The organism is Hymenobacter latericoloratus (genome assembly GCF_014199535.1).
Lineage (GTDB): Bacteria > Bacteroidota > Bacteroidia > Cytophagales > Hymenobacteraceae > Hymenobacter > Hymenobacter latericoloratus.
This window is the reverse complement of sequence record NZ_JACHNV010000003.1, coordinates 480,495-503,064: the sequence shown is the minus strand read 5'-3', so window position 1 is coordinate 503,064 and position 22,570 is coordinate 480,495. Positions and strand designations below refer to the sequence as shown.

The window sequence follows — 22,570 nt, the reverse complement described above, 5'->3', positions numbered from 1 at the left end:
ACTAATTCACTGTGTCACATGAGAATACTAGTACTCCTATGCCTGCTATTCCCCGGCCTGGCTTTGGCACAAAGCACAAGCCGCCCAACGCTTCAGCAACTGGCGCAGCCCCGTGGGTCCAGCCATGAGGTGCCTAGGTTTGGTGGCCAAACAAAAACTACTGAGCAGATGGCCGCCGACCGCCAGTTTGTTGCTACCGCACTGCGAGAGGATAACACCCCTAGGGCCGCGGCTCATGCCTACGTAAACTTCGGCTGGCGCTACCTGCATTCCAGCAGCCCGGTGGTGGCCATCAAGCGCTTCAACCGAGCCTGGCTCCTGGATTCAACGCTGGCCGATGTGTACTACGGTTTCAGCGCCTGCCTGCAGCACCAAGGTCAAACGGCCGAGGCTGAGCGGTTCCGGCAGTTAGGCCAGGGGCACGATGCTGGCAATCAGGCCCTGATCCGGTACTATGGTAGCCTAGCCTACGGGCAAAGCCTGCGCCGGGACTACGCCGGTGCTCTGGCAACAAATGCCCGCATTCTGGCCCTGGATGCCAACAATGCCTTTGCCAATAGCCGGGCGGGCTTCTGGTACATGCAGCAGGCCGATACCGCCCAGGCCAGCCGCTACCTGACGCGTGCGGTTGCACTAGCCCCCCAGGATTCCGTGTCGTTTCTGAACCGGGGCTGGCTGCGCTACGGCCAGAAGCGCTACGCCGCCGCCACCGCTGATTTTACGGCCGCTATTCAAGTAAACCCGCACTACCTCAGCGCCTATGCTAACCGAGCCCTGGCTTATGCAGATGCGGCTAACTACCCCGCAGCTATTGCCGACTATGAGCAGTGCCTGCGCCTGGTTCCCCCCCGCGACAAAGGTCAGATCTACCGCGCCATTGGAGCAGCCAAATTGAAGCTACAAGACCAGACCGGCGCCTGCCAAGCCTTCCAGCAGGCCCTGCAGTGGGGCGATACTCCAGCCATGGAAAAGGAAATCCGGCGGCTGCAGAAGAGCAATTGTCGGTAATAGCTACTGCTACTTCACCACAAAGCTCACCTGCGTATTTTCCCAGGCCAGGGTGACGCGGCCGGCTTGGTCGGCCGTGATAAGGAACTGCTCCAGGGTTTGGGGGGTAGCGGCGGGGGTAGCCTTCACGCGCAGCACGTCGTCGGCCTCCTGGTACTCGTAGGCCCCCCACTGGTTGGGGGTGCGGTTAAAGATGACGGTCCACTGCTGGGCGCCGGGAATGGTAAACAGGGCGTAAGTACCGGCCGGCAGGGGGCGGCCCTGCACGGTCACGTTCTGGTTTACGGAGAAGGTAGTGGCCTCATTGGCCCCCGTGCGCCATACCTGGCCGTAGGGCACCAGGCCCCCGAATATTTTGCGGCCTTTGGCCGAGGGCTGACTATAGCGAATGGTGAACGTCGCCGCGCCGCGGCCCCCCGTCACCACGGCGGGCGGGCTGGGACGCGCAGGTTTCTCGTCCGGATTTTTTTCTCGGGTACAGGCTGCCACTACTACCAGGAGCAACAGCGTCAGCAGAAAGCACAACCGCGCGGGCGGATATACGTGGGGCATAGAGGGGAAGTAACACATACGCAACGCCGGGGCAAAGCACCCCGGTGGCCTGGGCCGTACACCAGGGCAAAGTGGCCCGGAGCAAGAATTATACCTTAAGCAGCCGCAGCGGGTTACCCGGCGCCCGAAAATACTCCGGGTGGGGGCCGGCGGTGCAACCATCCACAAGTTTTGCGGCCTCTTTAGAGCCTAAGCCTCCTTTTACCTATGCCTTCTCCGGTCTTATTTTACGCCCCCCGGCTGGTAGCCGCCACGCTGATAACAACAGCTCTTGCAGGCTGCCTGAGCCTGGATAGCAAGCCCGACACCTGCTCAACGGAAGTGTTGGCCCCGACTACCCAAGTGCTTAGCCCCGCAACCGGGCAGGTAGGCACGCCCGTAACCGTGCGCTATACCCTGCAGATTATCAATGGCTGCGGGGAGTTCAAATCATTAAGTGAGCAGCGCAGTGGCAACCACATTTACCTCAGCCCGGTGGTAGCATACCAAGGGTGCGTCTGCCCCGAAGTAGTGTCAAGCTACGAGGGCAGCTACCCGTTTACGGCCACCCAGCCCGGCACCTATATTTTCCACTTCCCGAGTGCTACGCCTACCCCTCTGACCGATACGCTTGTGGTTCAGTAGGCCGCCGGTGCCTGCGCTTCTTCGCGCAGGCGGGAGGTAGTGCGGGTATCGGGCATGCGCAGGTATACCAGCAGGGAAAAGGCAGCACAGGCCGTCACGTACCAGTAAAACCACTCTTCTACCCCGTAATCCTTGGCCAGCAGGGCCACGTACTCGGCCGAGCCCCCGAAGATGGCCACGGTCAGGGCGTAGGGCAGTCCTACGCCCAAAGCCCGGATTTCCGTGGGAAACAGCTCGGCCTTGACCACGGCATTAATGGAGGTGTAGCCGCTAACTACCACCAGGGCCACCAGCAGCAGGCCGAAAGCCACGCCGGGCCCCGGGGCCTGCCCCAGCGCCCGCAGCAGCGGCACCGTCAGCAGCGTGGCCCCTATCCCAAAAAACAGCAGCACCGGCCGCCGGCCTACCCGGTCGGAAATGGCCCCCAGCAGGGGTTGCAGCAGCATGGCCACGCCCAGCGCCCCAAAGGAAACCAACGTCGCCTGGTTCTTGGTGAAGCCCGTGGTATTGACCAGAAACTTCTGCACGTAGGTAGTGAAGGTGTAAAACACTACCGTGCCGCCCAGCGTCAGGCCCACTACCGTCAGGATTTCGCGGGGGTGCCGCAGCAGCAGGCGCATCTGGTTGGGCGGCTGGGCGGGCGTAGTTGCCGTGTGGCGGGTAAACTGGTCGGTTTCTTCCATGCTGCGGCGCAGGTACAGGGCCACCAGCGCGGCCACGGCCCCAATGCCGAAGGGCACGCGCCAGCCCCAGGCATACAGCTCGGCGGGCGCCAGCACCTGCTGCAGGCCCAGCTGCACGAGCAAAGCCAGCAGCTGCCCGGCAATGAGCGTCACGTACTGGAAACTGGAAAAGAAGCCGCGGTGGCGCTGGTCGGCCATTTCGCTCAGGTAGGTGGCGGAGGTACCGTACTCGCCGCCCACGCTCAGGCCCTGCAGCAGCCGGGCTACCACCAGCAGCACCGGCGCCGCTACCCCTATCTGTTGGTATGAAGGTGTGAGGGCAATCAGCAGGGAGCCCCCGCACATGAGCAGCACCGAGGCCAGCAGAGCCGCCTTGCGCCCGGCGCGGTCGGCGTACACGCCCATCAGCCAGCCGCCCAGGGGCCGCATCAGAAAGCCTACCGCGAAGATGGCCGCCGAGTTGAGCAGCTGGGCCGTGAGGTTGCCCTTCGGGAAGAAAGCCGGCGCGAAATACAGGGCAAAGGCCGAGTACACGTACCAGTCGTACCACTCCACCAGGTTGCCTACCGAGCCGCTGAAGATAGACTGGACGCGGGAGGCCATGGTGCGCGGGGCGGCGGGCGGAAGCTGGGGCATGGGCAGGCAAACAAAAACGATGGACGGCCGCAAACTACCAAAACTGCCCCAATGCCGCCGGTTCTGCTACCTTTGGCCCTTCGTTCTTTGTCTGTTAGTACAGTCAGACGAGCGGCAGGTTGCCGGCCCCGGAGGGGGTAGGCATGAAAAGGGAACCGGGTGCAACTCCCGGACAGACGCGCTACTGTAAGTACCCGCCGGCACCCCGCGTGCCGGCCGCTGCTTCCCCACCACGCCCATTGCCCTGCCGGGTGAGAAGGGCGGGAAGCAGGGTGTAAGTCAGGAGACCTGCCCGCCGCTCTTGTTGAGAAGGCTCCTTCGCGACCTGAGGGCCTTGTCGGGTTCTGCGGCGTAGGGCCGGTAGCGGCGGGCAGGTCTGTGTCCAGGGCTCGGCTACCACGGCGCGCCGCCACCCGATGAAGGCCCAAACAAGGTGCGAAGCCGTGCACTACGGCCAAAGCGAAAAGATTCTCACTTTTCACTTTTGCTACCTATGTTTACTCTCGAAGAGAAAATCAGCCGCGCCGAAACCCGGATTTTCAAGGCCGTCTTCCCCAACACCACCAACCACTACGACACGCTCTTCGGCGGCACTACCCTGCACCTGATGGACGAGGTAGCCTTTATTACCGCCACCCGGTTCAGCCGCCTCAAAATGGTTACGGTTTCCTCTGATAAGGTGGACTTCACCCACCCTATTCCCGGCGGCACTTTAGTGGAGCTGATCGGGCGCGTGGAGCACGTGGGCAACACCAGCCTGAAGGTGCGCGTGGAGCTGTTCGTGGAGCAGATGTACTCCGAGGACCGCCACCGCGCCGTATCGGGCCTGTTCACGTTTGTGGCCATTGATGAGCACAAGCGCCCCGTCCGCATCCTGGGCACCGATATGGGCGCAAGATAGAAGAACATAAATTCTCGTAAACGAACAAACTAGCCTACTGGAGGTTATTGGCAAAAGTCTGGATTTTTCCGTTTCTGGACTGAACCTTTCCGCTCCGGATTCAGGTTAGACAGGCCATTCCCCTATCTGAGTAGATATGGCAACCCATCAGCATTACACGCCCGAAATGAATGCCCGCCTGGAACAGTCGTTCCGGGAAGCGGACCTGGCCCGCGAAGAACTCACTGACTCTATGGCAAACTCTGTGGCCGCTAACTGCGACCTGCTCCACCACGGCCTCGTAAGCGCCAAAGGACTGGAGGTCACGACGGAAATGTACCGTCACCTGCTGGGCCAGCTCCTGCGCCATCCTTCCGGGGAAGTACGCACGCAAACCCTGACGCTGTTCAACGAGTCCATGGAGAAATTCTGGCCCCGCTTGCAAAGCGGTCCATCTCAGCCCAAGGGCCAGTAGCCTCCGCTGCTTTACTTGCTTTAATGAGCCGCGTCTGGCTTCAGCAGTCTTTTTGTAGGCTCGCTGAGGCCAGACGCTGTTTTTGGCTGCGTATCTTTGCAGCTCCGTAACCCAGTTACCGGTTCAAAGGCTAACTCCCTTTCACCTCTTTTATGTCGTCTCAGAAACAAGAAATTGAGCTACTGCTCCCGCCGGAGGTAGCCTACGATGAACTGGCGCGCTACCGGGCCCTGCTGGATGCCGCTGGCCTGGTGCCCGGCCAGGCCGATTTTGTGCACCTGCGCAAGCGCTCCATTGACGCGCGCGGCCGCCAGCCCCTGGTGCGCCTGCGGGCCGATATCTACCAGACGCCCCCGCCCACGGACCTGTTCGGCCCCTGGTTTCAGTACCCCGATGTCAGCCGCGCCCGCCGCTCGGTGCTGATTGTAGGCGCGGGTCCGGCCGGTTTATTTGCGGCTCTGCGGGCTATTGAGCTGGGAATTAAGCCCATTGTGGTGGAGCGGGGCAAAGACGTGCGCACCCGCCGCCGCGACCTGGCGGCCCTCAACAAGGAGCACCTCGTCAACCCCGATTCCAACTACTGCTTCGGCGAAGGCGGCGCGGGCACCTACTCCGATGGCAAGCTCTACACCCGTTCTACCAAGCGCGGCGATATTCAGCGCATTCTGCGGATTCTGGTGCAGCACGGCGCCACCCCCGATATTCTGGTGGATGCCCACCCCCACATCGGGACCAACAAGCTGCCCTACGTGGTGGCGGCCCTGCGCGAGAGTGTGCGCCAGGCCGGCGGCGAAGTTCTTTTCGATACCCGCGTGGATGACCTCATTCTGGAGAATAACCGCCTGCGCGGGGTAGTAACCGCCACCGGCCAGGCCCTAGAAGCCGACGCCGTGATTCTGGCTACCGGCCACTCCGCCCGCGACATCTACGAGCTGCTGCACCGCCGGGGCGTACTCATTGAGGCCAAGCCCTTTGCCCTGGGCGTGCGGGTAGAGCATCCGCAGGCCCTCATCGACCAGGCCCAGTACCGCCGCCAGGATAGGGGGGTGCTGCCGGCGGCCTCGTACTCGCTGGTGCACCAGACGCAGTGGAAAAACCGGCAGCGCGGCGTTTTCTCGTTCTGCATGTGCCCAGGCGGTTTTATTGTGCCGGCCGCTACCTCGCCCGGCGAGGTGGTGGTGAACGGCATGAGCCCCAGCCGCCGCGACTCGCGCTTTGCCAACTCCGGCATTGTGGCCGCCGTGGAGCTGGAAGACATGGATGTGCGCCAGCACGGGCCGCTGGCCGGCCTGAAGTTTCAGCAGGAAATAGAGCAGCGCGCCTGCCGCCTGGCCGGAGGCACCCAACTGGCCCCCGCCCAGCGCCTCGGCGACTTTCTGAAAAGCAGAGTGTCGCCGGAGCTGCTGGAAACCAGCTACCAGCCGGGCCTCGTGTCGGTGCCCATGGACCAGGTGCTGGGGCCGGCGCTGGCAGAACGGTTGCGCCAGGGCTTCCAGAACTTCGGCCGCAAAATTCCGGGTTACGCCACCAACCTGGCCCAGATTGTGGGGGTGGAAAGCCGCACCTCCTCCCCTGTCCGCATCCCCCGCGACCGGGACACGCTGCAGCACCCGGAGGTACAGGGCTTGTTCCCGTGCGGGGAAGGCGCAGGCTATGCGGGCGGCATCGTGTCAGCGGCCATGGATGGCGAGCGGTGCGCGGAAGCGGCCTTTGCAGCCATTGGCGCGAAATAATCGTTATAAGGAGAAATCATTCTTCCATTCTTCTTCACTCAGCGTTAGAAGAAGGAGGAAAAACTTCCTTCCTATGAAAAAGACCCTTGTGTTGGGGGCCACCGATAACCCCTCCCGCTACGCCTACCGTGCCGTTCATCAACTCAAGAGCTACGGCCACGAGGTAGTGCCCGTGGGCATTCGCAAAGGCCAGGTAGCCGGCCTCGATATCCGCACGGACCGCCCCACGGCCGAAGGCATTGACACCGTAACCCTCTATGTAGGCCCCCAGAACCAGCCCGGCTGGTACGACTACATCTTGGACCTGAACCCAAAACGCATCATCTTCAACCCCGGCACCGAAAACCCGGAATTGGAGGAGTTGGCTCAGCAACGCGGAATCCGCACGGAGGAGGCCTGTACGTTGGTCATGCTCTCTGTCGGTAACTACTAGGGTTTCCTACCCCCTGTTTTAACTGAAGCCCCGATACCTCAGGTATCGGGGCTTTTTTGCGGTACGGCTTTCTATCTTATCTATTTCAAACTACTGCGGGATTTTGGCTGCACATATCTGATTGAATTACACAATTTTCCTTGCTGATTATCAGCAGTATTCTACCTTATTTGGGGTGACAAGAACATTTTTTCACTTCCCAGGCAACCCCTACCCCTCCCTTTCCATCTAGCTCCTCAAACGCCCTGATTTGATCTGAACTTTACTCCTCCTTCCGTGACTGATGCTGACCTCATAGCCGCCTGCCGCCAAGGGAGCAGTCGGGCCCAAAAGCTGCTCTACGAGCGGTTTGCCGGGCTGATGCTCTCCGTGTGCATGCGCTACCTGCGGCGGCGCGAAGACGCGGAAGAAGCCCTGATTGTGGGGTTCACGAAAGTATTCCGGGCCCTGGACCAGTACCGGCACGAAGGCTCCTTTGAGGGCTGGATCCGGCGGATTGTGGTGAATGAAGCCTTAGGCATGCTGCGGCGCAAAGAGCCCCTGCACCTGGCCATTGAGGACCTCACCTACGAAACGCCCGCTACCCCCGCCGAAGCCGAAAGCCGCCTGAATGCCGACGATATGCTGGCCCTGCTGGCTGAGCTGCCGGCCGGCTACCGCACCGTTTTTAACCTGTACGCCCTGGAGGGCTACACCCACCCCGAAATCGGCGAGCTGCTCGGTATTTCGGAAGGCACCAGTAAGTCGCAGCTCAGTAAGGCCCGGGCCATGCTCCAGCGCCGCCTCGCGGTAGCCAACGCCCAAGCCCAGCCGGCCTCCTCCACCCACACCCCGAAAGAACTGTATGCAACCGGAAGATATTGATCAGCTGTTCCGCGAGCGGCTGCAGGGCCACGCGCCTACCCCGCCCGCCTTCCTCTGGGCCGAAATTGAAGCCGAGATTCAGCCCCGCCGCAAGCGCCCCGTGCTGTGGCTGGCTGCTGCGGCCGTGGCCCTGCTCACGCTGCTGGGCGGCGCCTGGTGGGTACTAACAGGCAGCAACCCCGGCCGCCCCGGCGCCCCCGAAATGGCGGCTACTAAGGTCCGCCCCACGCCCGAGGCCACCTCAGAAAATATTTCCAAGGCTCAGGCAACCCCTACCCCCGCTTCCCCATCTAGCCTCCCAGAAGCCCAGGCCAATAAGCCAGCCGCCGTAGTGGCCACTACGACACCTTCTCTCGAAACCCGGTCTGCGGGTGTACAACCAGACCCCGCTTCGGAGAGCCGCCGGCCCGCCCGGCCCCAGGCTTCCACCGCGCCGGCGCCCCGCCAGCTAGCCCTGGCCAGCGCCCCCGCCGCTACCCAGCCTGCTCCTACCGCTACTACCCCCGCCCGCGCTACGCTTCCGGAGCGTACGCCCGACCCGGAGCTGGTTCGCCCAACGGAGCTGCCCACCGCTACCGTGGCCCTTGCAGGCCCTATTGAGGTGGAAGTACGCCCCAGTACGGAGGCTACGGCGCTAGCTGCTGAGCCGGCTCGTCGGCCCCGCCTGACTTCCCTGCTCCGGCAGGCCCGCAATGCCGTGAAAGGCGAGCGGGTGAGCCTCACGGAGGCCGGCTTACCCGAATCGGTGACGGTGCAGGCCCACGTAGCGGGGCGCACGCTCACCAAAATCATCCAACTCTAACTCTCCCGCTTTACGCGCCTTTTCTCATGAAACGCATTTTCGCTCTCCTCGCCTTTCTGCTGCTGGGTTTCGCCTCGCAGGCAGCCACGCGCCCCGGCAACGATGACACCATTCTGGTGAAGCTGCCCAACCAGGCTACCATGACCCTTTACGTCAAGGACAAGGCCCAGCTCCGGCAGATGCGCCAGTACAAGCTCGACTCCCTCCTGGTGCTGCTTGACGCCTATATTACTCAGGCCGAGGCAGCCGGCAAAAACTCCAAATCGGAGCAGATAACCATGGAGTTCTACCCCGCCAAGGAACAGCCGGGTAAAAAAGTACCCGAGCAGATTCGCATTACGGTGCGCAACCAGGGCCCCGGCAGCCAGAATAAATCGGCGGACCGGGTGGACGTAGTACTGGGCCGGGCCTTTGGGGTAACGGTGTACGATAAGCCCGACGACAAGGAAGGGGTGTCCGTTCGGATCAGCTCTACGCCTGACTCAGTAAAAGAAGCTCAGCGCAAGGCCCGCGACGAACAACGCGCCAACCGCGCCGTGCGCAGCAACTTCAACATCGACCTGGGCCTGAATACGCTAGTAAACCGCGAAACGCCCGTCGGCGGCGAGGATTTCGACCTGCGCCCCATCGGCTCCCGCTACCTCAGCCTGAACTGGCACTACGATATCCGGGTCGGCAAAAAGGGCTCGCCCTTTCACCTGATTACGGGCCCCGAGCTGGCGTTCAACAACTACATGCTGGACAAAAACAACCAGTTCTTTGATGTCGATGGCCGCACCATCATCAGCCGGAACCTGGAAACCCCCAACCGGGAGCTGCAAAAGAGTAAGCTGGCCGTTTCCAGCATCAACCTGCCCCTGATGCCCGTGCTGGACTTCAAGAACAAGAAAGGCCGCGACGCCTTCCGCATCGGGGCCGGCGGGTTCGTGGGCTACCGCCTGGGTTCGCACACCAAAATCAAGTACGAAGACGGGGGCAACACCAAGAAAGATAAAGACCGCGGCTCCTACAACCTGGCCGACTTCCAGTACGGTTTGCAAGGCACCATCGGCATCCGCGGCCTCGACCTCTTCGCTAAATACCACCTCAACGACACCTTCAAAAACAACCGCGGCCCCCAGGCCCAAACCTTGAGCTTCGGCATCTCCCTGCTGCAATAGCGGTGGTGAAATAGTGAGCTGGTGAAATGTCATGGCGAGGGTACCGACGCCATCCTTCCTCTCCTCCGTGACAAGCCTGATAACCTGATAAGCCCTTGACGCTCGCACAGTCGTCAAGGGCTTGTCACATGTCAGGGGGGTAGCACTTTGGTCAGGAAGGATGGCTTCGCTCCGCTCGCCATGACACGTCACTCATTCACTCACTTACTCATGCACAGAATGCCGGTAGAAGTTATCCAGCAGGATGGCGGCGGAAACGGCTACGTTGAGGCTCTCGGCCTGGCCGCGGCCCGGAATGTGCAGGCGCTGGGTCAGGCAGGCTTCCACGGGGGGCGTGAGGCCATGGCTTTCGCTGCCCATCACCAGCACGCCCGTGGGCTGCAGGGTGAGGCGGTGCACGTTGTCGCCGTGCAGGTCGGCGCCGTACACGGGCAGCTCGGGGGGGAGGGCGCTCAGCCAGGCGGGCAGCTCGCGCTGCCACACGGGCACGCGGGTGAAAGAGCCCATGGTGGCCGACACGGTTTTGGGCGCCCAGGGGTCGGCGCAGGTTTCGGAGCAGACCACGCCGGCCAGCCCGTACCAGTCGGCCAGCCGGATCAGGGTGCCCACGTTGCCGGGGTCGCGCACTTCATCGAGGGCCAGAAAAAGCTGGCCGGGCGCCGGGGTGAGCGGTTTTTGCTGGGGTAGGCGGGCCACGGCCAGGGCCGTGTTGTTGGTGCTGAGCGTGCCCAGGCGGGTCAGTTCGTCCTCCGATACGACATCCACGGGTAGGCCCGCCGGAATTTCCGGCCGGATTTTCTCACCGAATTCAGCCGTAACGATGAGGCGTTCCGTTAGAATCCCGGAACTTAGCAGCTCCCGGACGCTTTTGCCGCCTTCCACGAGGAAGGCCCCGTGCCGGGTTCGGTACTTCTTCAGGTGCAGCGCGTGCACGTATTTCGCTACTGCTTTTGAAACCATATTCGCTAATTAACGGTCAGGGCCCCGTTCGGGGCTTTTTTTCAGATAAAAACGTGGCGCGCGTGGCGCTGGGCAGCTTGCTGGTGGCAGGCAGCCTCAGCGGCTGCTCGCCCCTGCGCCTCCTCAAGCCCGGCCAGCGCCTGCTCAGCCGCGTGAGGGTAGAGGGTACCGAAAAGGCCGACGCCGAGCGCCTGCAAGCCCTGGTGCAGCAGAAGCCGAACAGCACCTTTCCGCTGCCAAAGGTAGCCATCTACCAGCTAGGCCGCTCGTTCTATAACCCCGAGCGCCTGCAGCGCAAGCTGGATGCGGAGCGCACGGAGTTTAACCAGTTGATTAAAGCCGCCGGCACCGACTCGGCGGAGGTAGGCAAGCTGCTCACCAAGCGCGAACGGCACGTGCAGCGCCACCAGCTGGCCCTGGATAAGGGCAATGCCATCATGCGCCTGGGCGAGCCCCCGGTTATCTACGATTCGTCCTTGACGGCTACCTCCGTGGAGCAGCTGGGCACGTTTCTGAAGTCGAAGGGATTTTTCCGCAGCTCAGTTTCGGTTACCGATACCGTGCCCACCCGGCAGTTCGCGCCCCTGCGCATCTTCACCCTTCGCTCGCCCTTCCACGCCGATTCGCAACGGGTGACGGTGGTGTACCGCATTCAGGAGGGGCCCGCGTTTCGTTACTCCCAGCTGGATTACGACATTGCTGACACGGCCATTTCGCGGCGGGTGCTGGCCTCGCAGCCGCAGAGTCTGCTGCGGGTGGGCCACCAGTACGATGAGGAGCAGATTGGGGCCGAGCGTAACCGAGTGGAGGACCTGCTGAAAAACCAGGGCTACTTTGATTTTCGCCAGCAGTACATCACGCTGGAGGCCGATACCAGCTTTGCCCCCACCACGGTGCGGCTGCGCACTATCATCAGCAAGCCCACGCGCGGGGAGCAGCACCGCCTCTACACGGTGCGGCGGGTAAGCTTCATTACCGATGCGGGCCTGGTGCGCTTCGGGCGCCAGCGCGACACCATCATCCGCGACTCGGTGTACTACCTGGCCTACCAGCACAAATTCAGCACCCGGGCCCTGAACCGCAAGCTGGCCGTGCGCCCCGGCCACGCCTACAGCCTCAGCAACACCCAGCTTACCCAGCGCCAACTCGCTAACCTGGATATGTTCCGGTTCAGCACCGTCACGTACCGGCGCGTGCGCGGGCCCGAGGCACCCGCCGACTCGGCCCGGGGCCTGCTGGATGCCACCGTGAATGCCTCCCCGGCCAAGAAATTTCAGGAAACCTCCGAGTTTGGCGGCACCTACGTGGCGGAGCGGGCGGGTCCCTTCGGCAACGTGCGTCTGAAAATCCGCAACGTGTTTGGCGGAGCCGAGCTGCTGGAATTTGGGCTGCGCGCGGGCTTCGAAGGACAGTACAGCGTGGTGGGAGCAGTAGGTGATGTTACGGAGGGTCGTAGCGTGCTTACTACCCAGCTGGGGGCCAACGTAAACCTGGTGCTGCCGCAGTTTCTGGTGCCGTGGCGGCCTAATCGGTTTCTAAGCCAGTACAACCCGCGCACGCGCTTCAACGCCACCTACACCTACGTGCAGCGCCCGGACTATACCCGCACCAACGTGGAGGGCACGCTGGACTACATCTGGCAGCGCTCGGCTTATCATCAGTACGTGCTCACCCCATTCGACGTGAGCGTTATCCGCACCGCTAAAATCGACCCGGAGTTTGCGGCCTACTTGCAGACGCTGCTCATCCGCCAGGGCTCCCCGCTTTACCGCAGCTTCGACAACCTGTTCGTTCCCAGCTTTAACGCTACCTCCCTCTACAACTCCAACGACTTCAACGAAACCCGCGACGCGCGCTACCTGCGCCTGTTTGCGGAGGTAGGCGGCCTGACCCGGAGGCTGTACCAGGACCAACCCCTGGAAAACGACCCCGAGGACCTGAGAAATAACAAGCTTAAGATTTACGATTTCGCCAAGTTCACCGCCGATTACCGGCGTTACTACAAGCTGGGGCCTGAAACCTACTTGGTGTACCGGCTGGCCGGGGGCCTGGCGGCAGCACTTAGCCCCACGCGCATACAGAACTCCGTAACCAAGCAAGTAGATACAGGCTACCTGATTCCCTACGACAAGTACCTGTTTGCGGGCGGCAGCTCCAGCGTGCGGGCCTGGAAGCCCCGCCGCCTGGGGGTAGGCTCCGCTACGCAGTATAAGCTGAACCCAGATAATCCTTCAGAGGAATTGGAGGATGAAAACGGTGACCCAATCCGCGACTATGACCTGGAGCAGCCTGGCGAGCTGCTGCTGGAAGGCAACGTCGAGTTCCGGTTCCCGCTGTACAGCTTTATCAAAGGCGCGGTGTTTACGGACTTCGGCAACGTCTGGACCATTCGCCAAGACCCAAGAGAGGGGGCGCAGTTCAAGCTCAACAACTTTTACCGGCAGTTTGCAGTCGGCTCTGGCATTGGCTTCCGCTTCGATTTCACCTTCCTGATTTTGCGCCTCGACGTAGCCACCAAGGTCTATGACCCAACGGCGCCGAAAAACAAGTGGGCCATCCGCAAATTCAGCCTGGCTGAGGATCAAACCGCATTCAACCTGGGCATCGGCTACCCCTTCTAGTGGCGAGGTGGTGAGATAGTGAAATGGTGAGTTAAAACTGTGTGCTTACGTACATAAAAAGCCCGTCATCCTGAGCGCAGCGAAGGACCTTCTCACGGCCGAACAAGTCGTTAGTACAACAATCGTTTCGGTGTGATAAGGTCCTTCGCTGCGCTCAGGATGACGGGCTTTTCAACTCCTGCCCGCTTACCTTCCACCCTCTCACCCTAAACTTTTCACCACTAATACCCCAGCAGCTCCTGCAGGGCGGCGGCTACTTTCTCGGGGCTGGGCAGCATTTGCTTTTCCAGCTCCACGTTGAGGGCAATGGCGGGCAGGTTGGCGGCGCCCAGCGTGAATACGGGCGCATCGAGCTGGCGGAAGCAGTGGCGCTGGATGCGACCAGCCAGGCTTTCGGCGAAAGAGTTCAGCAGGGGCTCTTCGGTGAGCACCAGGGCCTTACCGTGGCGGCGCACGGCGGCCTGCACGGCTTCCCAATCGAGGGGGTTGAGGGTGCGCAGGTCCAGCACTTCGACCTGGCCGGGAAACTGCTTGCTGGCCGTTTTGGCCCAGTGCACGCCCATACCGTAGGTGATAACCACGCAGGTTTCGCCGTTACGGAGCTTGGTAGCGTCGGCTTCCTGCGCTACGGCGGCTTTGCCCAGCGGAATGGCATAGCCCGCCGCCGGCTCTACAGTTTTAGCATCCTCGGTGCCGGGTACTTTGCTCCAGTACAGGCCCTTGTGCTCCAGCAGCACCACGGGGTTGGGGTCGAGGAAGGCCGCGCGCAGCAGGCCCTTCATGTCGGCCGCATTGCTGGGGTACACCACCTTAATCCCCCGGATGGTGAGCAGGGTGCTTTCCACGGAGCCCGAGTGGTAGGGCCCGCCCCCCCCGTAAGCTCCCACCGGTACCCGAATCAGGCTTTGCACCGGAAACTTGCCGTTGGAGAGGTAGCAGGACTTGCTCAGCTCCTCCACCAACTGGTTGAGGCCGGGCCAGATGTAGTCGGCAAACTGAATTTCGACGATGGCCTTGGCACCCACGGCGCTCATACCGGCCGTGCTGCCCACGATGTAGGCCTCCTGAATGGGCGTGTTGAATACGCGGGCATCGCCGTACTTTTTGGCCAGCAGAGCCGCCTCCCGGAACACGCCGCCCAGCTCCCCGCCTACGTCCTGCCCGTAAAACAAGGCCTCCGGAAATTCGCGCAGGATGTCATCCACGGCGTGCAGGGCGGCGTCCACCATCAGGGCTTTATCGGCCCCGGTGGGGCTTCGCTCGCCGGTTTCTTCGGTTACGGCCGGGGGCGCAAACTCGTGGTCGGCGAAGGTAGCCGGGTCGGGGTTGGGGGCCGCCAGGGCGCGCTCGTAGTCGGCCAGCACGGTGGCGCGGGCCTGGCGGCCCAGCTCCTCCAGGTCGGCCTCCTCGAAGCCCAGCTCCAGCAGCTGCTGGTGAAAGCGCGGGAGCGGGTCCTGGAGGGTGTGCTGGGCCAGGTTGTCGCCGCGGTACCACTCGCGGCGCACGCCGCTGGTGTGGTGGCCCAGCAGGGGGCACTTGGCGTGCACCAGCACCGGCCCGTGCCGTAGGCGCACGTACTCGGTGGCTTGCTGCATGCCGGCGTAGCTGGCCAGGAAATCGGCCCCATCAAACTGCAGGCGCTGCAGGCCTTTGAAGCCGGCCGCAAACTCGTAGGCATCCATGGCGCGCATCTCCCGGCTGGTCGCCGAAATGCCCCAGTCGTTGTCTTGCACCAGATAAATAATGGGCAGCTGGTGTAATACCGCCATCTGCAGAGCCTCAGCTACTTCGCCCTCGGTCATGGCCCCGTCGCCGATGGAGCAGAGCACTACGGGCGGCACCGGGGGGGTAGCAGCGGGCGTGCCCGAGCCTTTGGGAGCCAGCCCCTGCCCTTCCAGGTACTTGATGCCGTGGGCTACGCCGGTGGCCGGAATGGCCTGCATGCCGGTGGCCGAGCTCTGGTGCGGAATGGTGGGCTGCCCCGGCCGCCGCAGGGAGGGGTGACTATAGTAGGTGCGCCCGCCCGAAAACGGGTCGTCGCGCTTGGCCATGAGCTGCAGCATCAGCTCGTAGGGCGCTACCCCCAGGCCCAGCAGCAAGGCGTCGTCGCGGTAGTAAGGCGCGGCGTAGTCGTGGGGCGTGAGGTGGAAGGCGGCGGCCAGCTGAATGGCCTCGTGGCCGCGGGCCGTGGCGTGCACGTAGCGAGCCGTAACGGCCTTGTTTTCTTCGTAGAGGCGGGCCAGCTCGTCGGCGGTACGCATCAGCAGATAGGCCCGACGCAGGGTTTCGCGGTTGGGTCGGGTGGTAGCAAAGTCAGGTTCCAGGGTCGGGGCGGGTTGCGTGAACATGGATGGAGGGTGGGTTGGTCCGGCGAAATTACACAATGAATAGGTGGCAGCCCCAGGCTTCCCACATTCATCAAATGACCTTCGCTCCGCACCTACACCCAACCCTCTACGGGCACTAAGTCCGGCAGAAACGTTGGGCTGCTACCTAGTAGGTAGCAGCCCAACGTTTCTGCTCCAGGCACCGTCAGCCCTTGGACCCAGTATTAGAGCCGGCGACCTAGGGTCAGGCTATGCGTGGAGGTAGTGGTGTTGCCCTCAATGCCGTTGCGGAGCGTAGATTTCGCCCCCAGTAACCATCGTTTCTGCTGACCGAGGGCCACCTCCAGGCTTGCTGTCAGGAGGTAGCCGGCGTGCAGGCCTTGCCTGGAATTCAACTGATAGTCCGTGACCCGGCCATCGGTGGCCTGCAGATACGTGAAGCCGTTTTTGCGGTAGTAGCCGGCGAAGCCCCCCGCCCCCACTCCAAATAGCACCCGCTTGTCGGTACCCAGGGGATAGTAGATAATTTCCTGCTCCAGATAAGCAGCCTTATATTTCTGGTTGGGCAACTGCGCTTCGAGGCTGGAGCCACTGGGTTTGCCCAGTACACCTACTACTCGGCTAGCCAGCCCTAAGTGCCGGTTCAGGGTAGGCGCGTATTCCAGCGTGAGCCGGGCACTCCGGTAATAGCCATCGATGTCGTACGCCGAGCCGAGCCCCAGGCGCAGGTAAGCGGGTCGCGCCGGCGAACCAGGGTTGGCGGCGGCTTCCTGAGCCACGGCCGAGCCTCCCAGGCAGTACATCAGGGCACTCACGACAAGTCCACTACATAATTTCTTTTTCATACGAACACCGCAACTTGGGTTAATTAATGAAAGGGTACGCTTAGAAGAGCCCATCTGCTCTCAAGCAGGTTGCACCAGTAGTCACTAATAGTTTTTGGGCGGCTGCTCATTCTCCACGGACCTCTACCTTCGCATCATGCTCACTGCTCCCCTTCTCTCCGAAGCCACTGACGCCGACCTGCCTGACCTGCTACCCCTGGTAAACCGCGCCTACCGCGGCGATGCGTCCCGCCAGGGCTGGACCACGGAAGCCCACCTGCTGGACGGACAGCGCACCGACCCCGACGACTTGCGGGAGCTGCTCCACGCGCCGGGTGCTACCTTCCTGCTGGCCCGCAACCCTGCCGGGCAGCTGCTGGGCAGCGTCTATCTGAAAAACCAGTTGTCCGATCTGTACCTGGGTATGCTTTCCGTGGAGCCGACGCAGCAGGACCAGGGCCTGGGCAAGCACCTGCTGGCCACGGCCGAAACCCACGCCCGGCAGCTGAGCTGCACCAGCATCCTGATTTCGGTTATTTCGGTGCGGGCGGAGCTGCTGGCCTGGTACGAGCGCCACGGCTTCCGGCGTACCGGCGAAACAGCGGCCTTCCCAACGGACACCCGCTTTGGGGTTCCGCGCCAGAAACTGGAGCTGCTGCTGCTAAGGAAAGATTTAGTAAAGTATAAATAGAAAAACACACTTTCAGGAAGAATTATTTATCAATCCATGAAGTATCAGCTACTACTTCCGCTACTTCTCGGTACAGCATCCTGCTCAACTAAGTCTGAAAAGGTAGCAAAAGCAGCGAGTGCTACATCCCAGCAAAAAGCGCAGGTTCAACAGGCAGAACACTTTACAAACCCTCCTTTTCGCTGCTTTCGCTACCAAGGAAAGTTTTACCCTTCTTTTCTGTCGCCGGCCACAATCAGTGTCCGCATTAACAGGCAGGGCATAGGCCGGATACACCTCACGGTATATAACCGCACCGATACGCTGCAACCAGTTGTTTTTGCGGATAGTGCGTTCTTGTCGGAGCAACAGATGCGCCGTTTCTACGGTGCGCTCGATAGTGCAGCAGTGCTCACCATGACGCGAGTTCCGCAAACTGGCACTGATGGTATAACTGTTATAAACCAGATAGCGCAGGATAAGGCCCATCATACAGTTAATTTTTGGTCGCCGCGCAAGGCAAATTACCCGCGGGAGCACCGGGTAGTGGAAGCCGTTCTAGGGGTGGCACGCCACAGTTTTACTACCGTACAGCAGCAGGAGTACTTTGAGCGACTGGAGCAGTATTTCGATTTTGGGCTCCCCTGTCGGGTAACGAGCACAGACCCTTACGAGGTTAGAATTTACGGCTACTTGTCTTCCAACGAGGAGGCAGCCCTAACCAGGTTTGTGCAGGCGTTTCCCTCCGACGTACCCATCTTAGTTGACATGACCAACTTTGAGGGCATGGGAACCATGTTTTATCCCTTATTCCGCAGCTTGCTTATGCGCAACCACCACGTGATGTGGCTACCATCTGTTGAGGCAGCAAAACAACTGGAGGAAATTGGGGTAGCGAAAAGCCACCTGGCAACCAGCCGGGAGGAAGCACGGAAAGCTCTGCAGCATTGGTAAGGTGGCATCCAGTTCGCCAACTTGTTTCACCCCCCGACAGAACCCTTACCTTTGCGCCTCTTGAATTTTGCGGCACTGTCTGGCGCTTTCCGTTTGCTCGCTGCCCCTGCCGTGCCCCCTACCTGAACTCTCCAGCATGCCTACTTCCCCTTCTGATTTTCCCGCTGCGGCTACCCAGCCCCGCCACCGCGACACGGTGGAGCAGTGGATGCGCCAGTTTCAGGACTGGCTGTGCCGGCAGCTGGAAGCCGCCGATGGGCTGGGCCGCTTCCAGGAAGATGCCTGGCTTCACCACAGCGGCGGCGGCGGCCGCTCCCGCGTGCTCACGGGGGGGCGCGTCATCGAGAAAGGCGGCGTCAACTTCTCAGCTGTGGAAGGTACGATGAGTGAGCAGGCGGCCCGCGTATTGCTGATGCCTGACCCTGGCTACTTTGCTACGGGTGTATCAGTGGTGCAGCACCCGCGCAGCCCCTTGGTGCCGATTTCGCACATGAACGTGCGCTACTTCGAGGCAGCCAACGGCGAGGCCTGGTTTGGGGGCGGGCTGGATCTGACGCCCATTTACGTGGATGTAGCGCAGGCCCGCTGGTTTCATGAGCAGACTGCCGAGGTCTGCGCCCAACATGACGCTACCTACTACCCTCGCTTCAAGCAGTGGGCCGATGAGTACTTCTTCCTGCCCCACCGCCAGGAAACCCGCGGCATTGGGGGCCTGTTCTTCGACCGCCTCGCCGTGGGTAAGGATGGTTCCTTTGATGAGCTGTTTGCTTTCGTGCGGGCCGTGGGCGAAATCTACGGTCGTACCTACATCACGCTGATGCGCCAGAACGCAGCCCTCCCCTACACCGAGGCCCAAAAGCAGTGGCAGCTGGTGCGCCGCGGCCGCTACGCCGAGTTTAATCTGGCCTTCGATCGGGGCACGCGCTTTGGGCTGGAAACCGGGGGCCGCACCGAAAGCATCCTGATGAGCTTGCCGCCGCAATGCGAGTGGCACTATAACCTCCAACCTCAGCCCGGCTCGCCGGAGGCCGCTACCCAACAGTGGCTCCAAAAAGGTATCGACTGGCTTTCTGACCCACCTGTTACCGCTTGATCGAGCATCTTCAATCCCTGGACCGTTGGCTGCTGCTCGGCGCCAACTCGCACCACTCGCCCAAGCTGGATGCGTGGATGATTTTCTTCTCGGAGCGGCTGGTGTGGTTTCCGGCCTACTTCGTGCTGGTGGTGGTGCTGTGCTACCTCTACCAGCGGCGGGCCCTGCTTATTCTACCCTTGCTGGGCCTGAGCGTAGCCCTGGCCGATGGCATTTCCAGCCGCCTGTTCAAGCCCTACTTTGCCCGGCTGCGCCCCTGCCACGACCCTACCCTCTCTACCACCCTGAACCTGGTAAATGGCTGCGGGGGGCAGTTCGGGTTTCTGTCGTCCCACGCCGCCAACTCCTTTGCGCTGGCCGTTTTCATAGGCCTGCTGCTGCCCGCCCGCTACCGGGTAGCCAAGGGTATGCTCTTCATCTGGGCCGCTATCGTGAGCTACAGCCGCATGTACCTGGGGGCCCACTACCCCTCTGATGTAGTTGCGGGCGCTTTGCTCGGCTCCGCTACGGCTTGGGTGTGCGTGGCGGCCTACCGGCGCCTGGCCCCACGCTGGTGGCCGGCGGCTGCTTTGTAAAAAAAGCTAACCCGGTTTTCTATTGCTCTTGCTCTGTGATGGGGTACGGGCAAAACCGGAACGGGCTCCCAACGTTGTGATTCGATAAGCTCGACAGCCCGTTCTGAGCCCGTTCCGGTTTCGCCTGTACCGTTGCACTTCTATCAGATGATTTTGCCTGGATTATTACCTCTGCTGGGTGCTGGCTTCCTTATCGTTGCACCCGCTATTACCCTACCGCAGGCTGCTGATTCCCGTAATCTCGTTTTCCGGCCGGCGCCGCCGGCATCTGGCCCCGATACGCTGCGTTCCTCCGTGCGCCTTGCGGAGGTCAAGGTGCTCCCCAAGGCCACCGTGGTGCTGTCTAGCATCGGGCGGAAACGTTCCAACCTTCACGGAGACTTGATTATTCCAGGCTATCAATACGGGGTTCTGTTTCGGCCTGACGCTGGTAGTGAAGCCGGGATGATAGAAACCATTACCATTCGCCTCAGGCCGAACAAGCCCACGGAAGGGCGCATCCGGGTTCGGTTGGTCAGCGTGGCACCCGGAGCCTCGTCGGGGCCCGGCGCGCACGACCTGCTGCCAGATGCCCCCGTGTACACGGCCGCTTATCTGGCTGCACTTCCTACCCCTCTGCTTACGCTGAACGTTGCGGATAAGGAATTGCGGCTCCCGCCTGAGGGAGTCTACGTGCTGCTAGAGGGCCTGACCACTGATCCGGCTGAAACCTGCGTGCCGATGACCAAGCAGGACCCTACCCCCTGGCAGATTATTACCGCCACGGAGCCACGTAACCCAGCCACGCACCGGCGTACACCAGCCAACAAGTTTCCGGCCTTTGTCTTCGCCACCTCCCTCACGCCCGTTACTACCGTCTTTAGACACTGCCACCACTCGGCATGGCTGCCCCGCGCCGGCTACAAGCCCGGCCGCCCCGACAACCTCGACGTTTCGCTGACGCTACGCCCGGAGTAGGCCCGCGCTAACCCAGAAGCCCCCGCAGGATGCGCTGCGGGGGCTTTTAGCTTTGTGGCTGTTATTACTTCTTACCAGCGGGCTTGCGGTTGCCCGTGTGGCCGTCGCCGTGGTCACCCTGGCCGGGTTTGCTGGTTACCTGGGAGTTGTGCCGGTCGTCCTGGGACAGGGAACGGTTCAGGTCCACGTTGCTGGTAAACTCGCCCTTTTCATTACGGCGCACGTAGCGCTTGTCGCCGGGCGTGGGCTCTATCAATTCGCGTTTGCTAGACATGATTGCTCAAGAATGGTGATATATGCACGTACGAATCTGACTACCTGTAGTTTATTGCCGAGCTAATCTAATTCAATTATCCTTCTTCCTGGAACAGGATATGCTCCTGACTATTTGTTGCATTAAACGCACCGCGTGTTAATTGCTGAATCATACGGACGCAGCCAATTATCCAGTACAGATACACCCCTGAAAGAAAAGCTACTGCAACCGGATTATTACCGAAAAGTAAACCAGCTATTGGGTATAGACGCAGCTTATAAAAAACATGCATCAGCTCACTATTATAATCAGTGGACAGTATTCTCCAATCAACTGTAAAATAGAAGTGCATAAGCATAATTAGTTTATATGTACTAATACCTACCGCTAACCACCAAAACGCTCTCTTTCCGGTGTAACTGATGGCGAGTAGCAACGCATACGTCAGCACATGCAAATATGTCCTACGCAAGTATTTGAAATGTACTTGCATGAATTGAGCAAAAGTATCGTAGTGCGAATAATATTCTATAACAGACATTACCTCGCCCATCAGCACAATAAAGCTAAATATCAACCACCAACGGCGCAGATACGTCAGGTGTTTGAACAATGGAGCGAGTTTCACTTTTTTTAAAAGCTTCATTACTCACCTCTGATAACTGAACAGACAAATAGGCATAGGGCTCGTTCAATATATATTAGATTAGACTTAGTCGATAATTTTCTAGCCAACAAGCTATCTGGCTCCCCATTTCGCATGAGCTTCTGCTCCTATTTCCCCAGCAATTTTGCCACGTACTTGCCCACAATATCAAACTCCAGATTCACGCGGTGGCCGGGGCGCAGGTCCTGGAAGGTGGTGTGCTCGTAGGTGTAAGGGATGATAGCCACCGAAAAGCCGTCGTCGGTGCTGTTGAAGCAGGTCAGGCTGGTGCCATTGATGCAGATAGAGCCTTTCTCCACCGTCACGCGGCCGGGTCCGGGCTCGTGGCGGAAACGAAACAGCCAGGAGCCGTTCTGGTCCTCCACCGTTTCGCACTCGGCCGTGAGGTCCACGTGGCCCTGCACGATGTGCCCATCGAAGCGGCCACCCGCCGCCAGGCAGCGCTCCAGGTTTACGCGGCGGCCGGGCGCCCACTGGCTCAGGTTGGTTTTCTGCAGGGTCTCGTCGATGGCCGTTACCACGTGGGTGCCGGCCGCCGCATCCACGGCTACCACCGTCAGGCATACGCCGTCGTGGGCCACGCTCTGGTCGATTTTCAGCTCCGAGGCAAAGCCGGACGCTACAGTGAAGTGAATATTGGTGGCATCCCGACGCACATCGGTGATGGTGCCTAGGGTTTCAATGATTCCGGTGAACATGGAGTTGATGTGCTGATGTAATTAAGTTAATCCTTGGGGGGGGTTGCCAGACCCTAACAATATGCCAGCAAGTGAATAGTGTCTGCTTACCCTAAAAACTGCAGGCGCTACGCTTACC

General features: G+C 61.0%; 23 protein-coding genes and 1 riboswitch. Of the genes, 15 read left to right on the top strand and 8 right to left on the bottom strand.

The features are described 5' to 3' along the window. The first annotated feature begins 168 nt into the window (after positions 1-168). The gene (locus GGU46_RS12625) at positions 169-1,008 is read left to right on the top strand and encodes a tetratricopeptide repeat protein (protein WP_183403888.1); all 840 of its coding nucleotides are present in this window, start codon (positions 169-171) and stop codon (positions 1,006-1,008) included. A 9-nt stretch (positions 1,009-1,017) separates the two neighbouring features. On the opposite strand, the gene GGU46_RS12620 is transcribed toward GGU46_RS12625, so the two are convergent. Then, positions 1,018-1,560, bottom strand: coding sequence for a DUF2911 domain-containing protein (locus GGU46_RS12620; RefSeq protein ID WP_183403887.1), 543 nt, complete (start codon positions 1,558-1,560; stop codon positions 1,018-1,020). A gap of 207 nt (positions 1,561-1,767) precedes the next feature. Between GGU46_RS12620 and GGU46_RS12615 the strand changes: the two genes are divergently transcribed. After that, on the top strand, positions 1,768-2,184 hold the full coding sequence (locus tag GGU46_RS12615) for a hypothetical protein (RefSeq protein WP_183403886.1): 417 nt from the start codon (positions 1,768-1,770) through the stop codon (positions 2,182-2,184). Here GGU46_RS12615 and GGU46_RS12610 read toward each other — a convergent pair. Beyond that, positions 2,178-3,503 (bottom strand): MFS transporter, encoded by a 1,326-nt coding sequence (locus GGU46_RS12610; protein WP_183403885.1) that lies wholly within the window; start codon positions 3,501-3,503, stop codon positions 2,178-2,180. The genes GGU46_RS12615 and GGU46_RS12610 overlap by 7 nt on opposite strands. A gap of 99 nt (positions 3,504-3,602) precedes the next feature. Then, positions 3,603-3,813, top strand: a riboswitch (cobalamin riboswitch). A 183-nt stretch (positions 3,814-3,996) separates the two neighbouring features. Here GGU46_RS12610 and GGU46_RS12605 point away from each other — a divergent pair. The 7 genes from GGU46_RS12605 (at position 3,997) to GGU46_RS12575 (ending at position 9,850) form a co-directional block, all read left to right on the top strand. Continuing rightward, positions 3,997-4,404, top strand: coding sequence for an acyl-CoA thioesterase (locus GGU46_RS12605; RefSeq protein ID WP_183403884.1), 408 nt, complete (start codon positions 3,997-3,999; stop codon positions 4,402-4,404). A gap of 136 nt (positions 4,405-4,540) precedes the next feature. Then, positions 4,541-4,858, top strand: a complete 318-nt coding sequence (locus GGU46_RS12600; protein ID WP_183403883.1) for a hypothetical protein — start codon at positions 4,541-4,543, stop codon at positions 4,856-4,858. A 152-nt stretch (positions 4,859-5,010) separates the two neighbouring features. Next, the gene (locus tag GGU46_RS12595; protein WP_183403882.1) at positions 5,011-6,591 is read left to right on the top strand and encodes an NAD(P)/FAD-dependent oxidoreductase; all 1,581 of its coding nucleotides are present in this window, start codon (positions 5,011-5,013) and stop codon (positions 6,589-6,591) included. Between the two features lie 73 nt (positions 6,592-6,664). Next, positions 6,665-7,024 carry a CoA-binding protein gene (locus GGU46_RS12590; RefSeq protein ID WP_183403881.1) on the top strand — a complete coding sequence of 120 codons (360 nt, stop codon included), beginning with the start codon at positions 6,665-6,667 and terminating at the stop codon, positions 7,022-7,024. 276 nt (positions 7,025-7,300) lie between these two features. Next, a complete protein-coding gene (locus GGU46_RS12585; protein WP_110979353.1) occupies positions 7,301-7,888 on the top strand; it encodes an RNA polymerase sigma factor in 588 nt (195 codons plus the stop codon). Beyond that, positions 7,869-8,690, top strand: coding sequence for a hypothetical protein (locus tag GGU46_RS12580; RefSeq protein ID WP_183403880.1), 822 nt, complete (start codon positions 7,869-7,871; stop codon positions 8,688-8,690). The genes GGU46_RS12585 and GGU46_RS12580 overlap by 20 nt, the downstream gene beginning before the upstream one ends. 26 nt (positions 8,691-8,716) lie before the next feature. Then, positions 8,717-9,850, top strand: a complete 1,134-nt coding sequence (locus GGU46_RS12575) for a porin family protein (RefSeq protein WP_183403879.1) — start codon at positions 8,717-8,719, stop codon at positions 9,848-9,850. A 204-nt stretch (positions 9,851-10,054) separates the two neighbouring features. On the opposite strand, the gene GGU46_RS12570 is transcribed toward GGU46_RS12575, so the two are convergent. Next, positions 10,055-10,810: a TrmH family RNA methyltransferase gene (locus GGU46_RS12570; RefSeq protein WP_183403878.1), complete on the bottom strand. Its 756-nt coding sequence runs from the start codon at positions 10,808-10,810 to the stop codon at positions 10,055-10,057. Between GGU46_RS12570 and tamL the strand changes: the two genes are divergently transcribed. After that, a complete protein-coding gene (gene tamL, locus GGU46_RS12565; RefSeq protein ID WP_183403877.1) occupies positions 10,801-13,431 on the top strand; it encodes a translocation and assembly module lipoprotein TamL in 2,631 nt (876 codons plus the stop codon). The two genes, GGU46_RS12570 and tamL, sit on opposite strands and share 10 nt — an antisense overlap. Before the next feature lie 221 nt (positions 13,432-13,652). Here the strand turns inward: tamL and GGU46_RS12560 are convergent, their stop codons facing one another. Continuing rightward, on the bottom strand, positions 13,653-15,779 hold the full coding sequence (locus tag GGU46_RS12560) for an alpha-ketoacid dehydrogenase subunit alpha/beta (protein WP_183403876.1): 2,127 nt from the start codon (positions 15,777-15,779) through the stop codon (positions 13,653-13,655). Between the two features lie 203 nt (positions 15,780-15,982). After that, positions 15,983-16,603, bottom strand: a complete 621-nt coding sequence (locus GGU46_RS12555; RefSeq protein ID WP_183403875.1) for a hypothetical protein — start codon at positions 16,601-16,603, stop codon at positions 15,983-15,985. A gap of 136 nt (positions 16,604-16,739) precedes the next feature. Here GGU46_RS12555 and GGU46_RS12550 point away from each other — a divergent pair, with 136 nt between their 5' ends. The 5 genes from GGU46_RS12550 to GGU46_RS12530 all read left to right on the top strand — a co-directional run bounded on the left by GGU46_RS12550 (position 16,740) and on the right by GGU46_RS12530 (position 20,831). Next, positions 16,740-17,273, top strand: a complete 534-nt coding sequence (locus GGU46_RS12550; protein ID WP_183403874.1) for a GNAT family N-acetyltransferase — start codon at positions 16,740-16,742, stop codon at positions 17,271-17,273. A gap of 36 nt (positions 17,274-17,309) precedes the next feature. Next, positions 17,310-18,206: a hypothetical protein gene (locus tag GGU46_RS12545; protein WP_183403873.1), complete on the top strand. Its 897-nt coding sequence runs from the start codon at positions 17,310-17,312 to the stop codon at positions 18,204-18,206. 136 nt (positions 18,207-18,342) lie between these two features. Further along, a complete protein-coding gene (gene hemF, locus GGU46_RS12540) occupies positions 18,343-19,299 on the top strand; it encodes an oxygen-dependent coproporphyrinogen oxidase (protein WP_183403872.1) in 957 nt (318 codons plus the stop codon). Continuing rightward, positions 19,296-19,874: a phosphatase PAP2 family protein gene (locus GGU46_RS12535; protein ID WP_183403871.1), complete on the top strand. Its 579-nt coding sequence runs from the start codon at positions 19,296-19,298 to the stop codon at positions 19,872-19,874. The genes hemF and GGU46_RS12535 overlap by 4 nt, the downstream gene beginning before the upstream one ends. A gap of 444 nt (positions 19,875-20,318) precedes the next feature. Then, complete coding sequence (locus tag GGU46_RS12530; protein ID WP_183403870.1) at positions 20,319-20,831, top strand: hypothetical protein; 513 nt, start codon at positions 20,319-20,321, stop codon at positions 20,829-20,831. 64 nt (positions 20,832-20,895) lie between these two features. Here the strand turns inward: GGU46_RS12530 and GGU46_RS12525 are convergent, their stop codons facing one another. The 3 genes from GGU46_RS12525 to GGU46_RS12515 all read right to left on the bottom strand — a co-directional run bounded on the left by GGU46_RS12525 (position 20,896) and on the right by GGU46_RS12515 (position 22,452). Beyond that, complete coding sequence (locus GGU46_RS12525) at positions 20,896-21,105, bottom strand: hypothetical protein (RefSeq protein WP_139921832.1); 210 nt, start codon at positions 21,103-21,105, stop codon at positions 20,896-20,898. A 76-nt stretch (positions 21,106-21,181) separates the two neighbouring features. Next, positions 21,182-21,733 (bottom strand): hypothetical protein, encoded by a 552-nt coding sequence (locus GGU46_RS12520; RefSeq protein WP_183403869.1) that lies wholly within the window; start codon positions 21,731-21,733, stop codon positions 21,182-21,184. A 128-nt stretch (positions 21,734-21,861) separates the two neighbouring features. Beyond that, positions 21,862-22,452 (bottom strand): riboflavin synthase, encoded by a 591-nt coding sequence (locus GGU46_RS12515; protein ID WP_183403868.1) that lies wholly within the window; start codon positions 22,450-22,452, stop codon positions 21,862-21,864. Between the last annotated feature and the right edge of the window lie 118 nt (positions 22,453-22,570).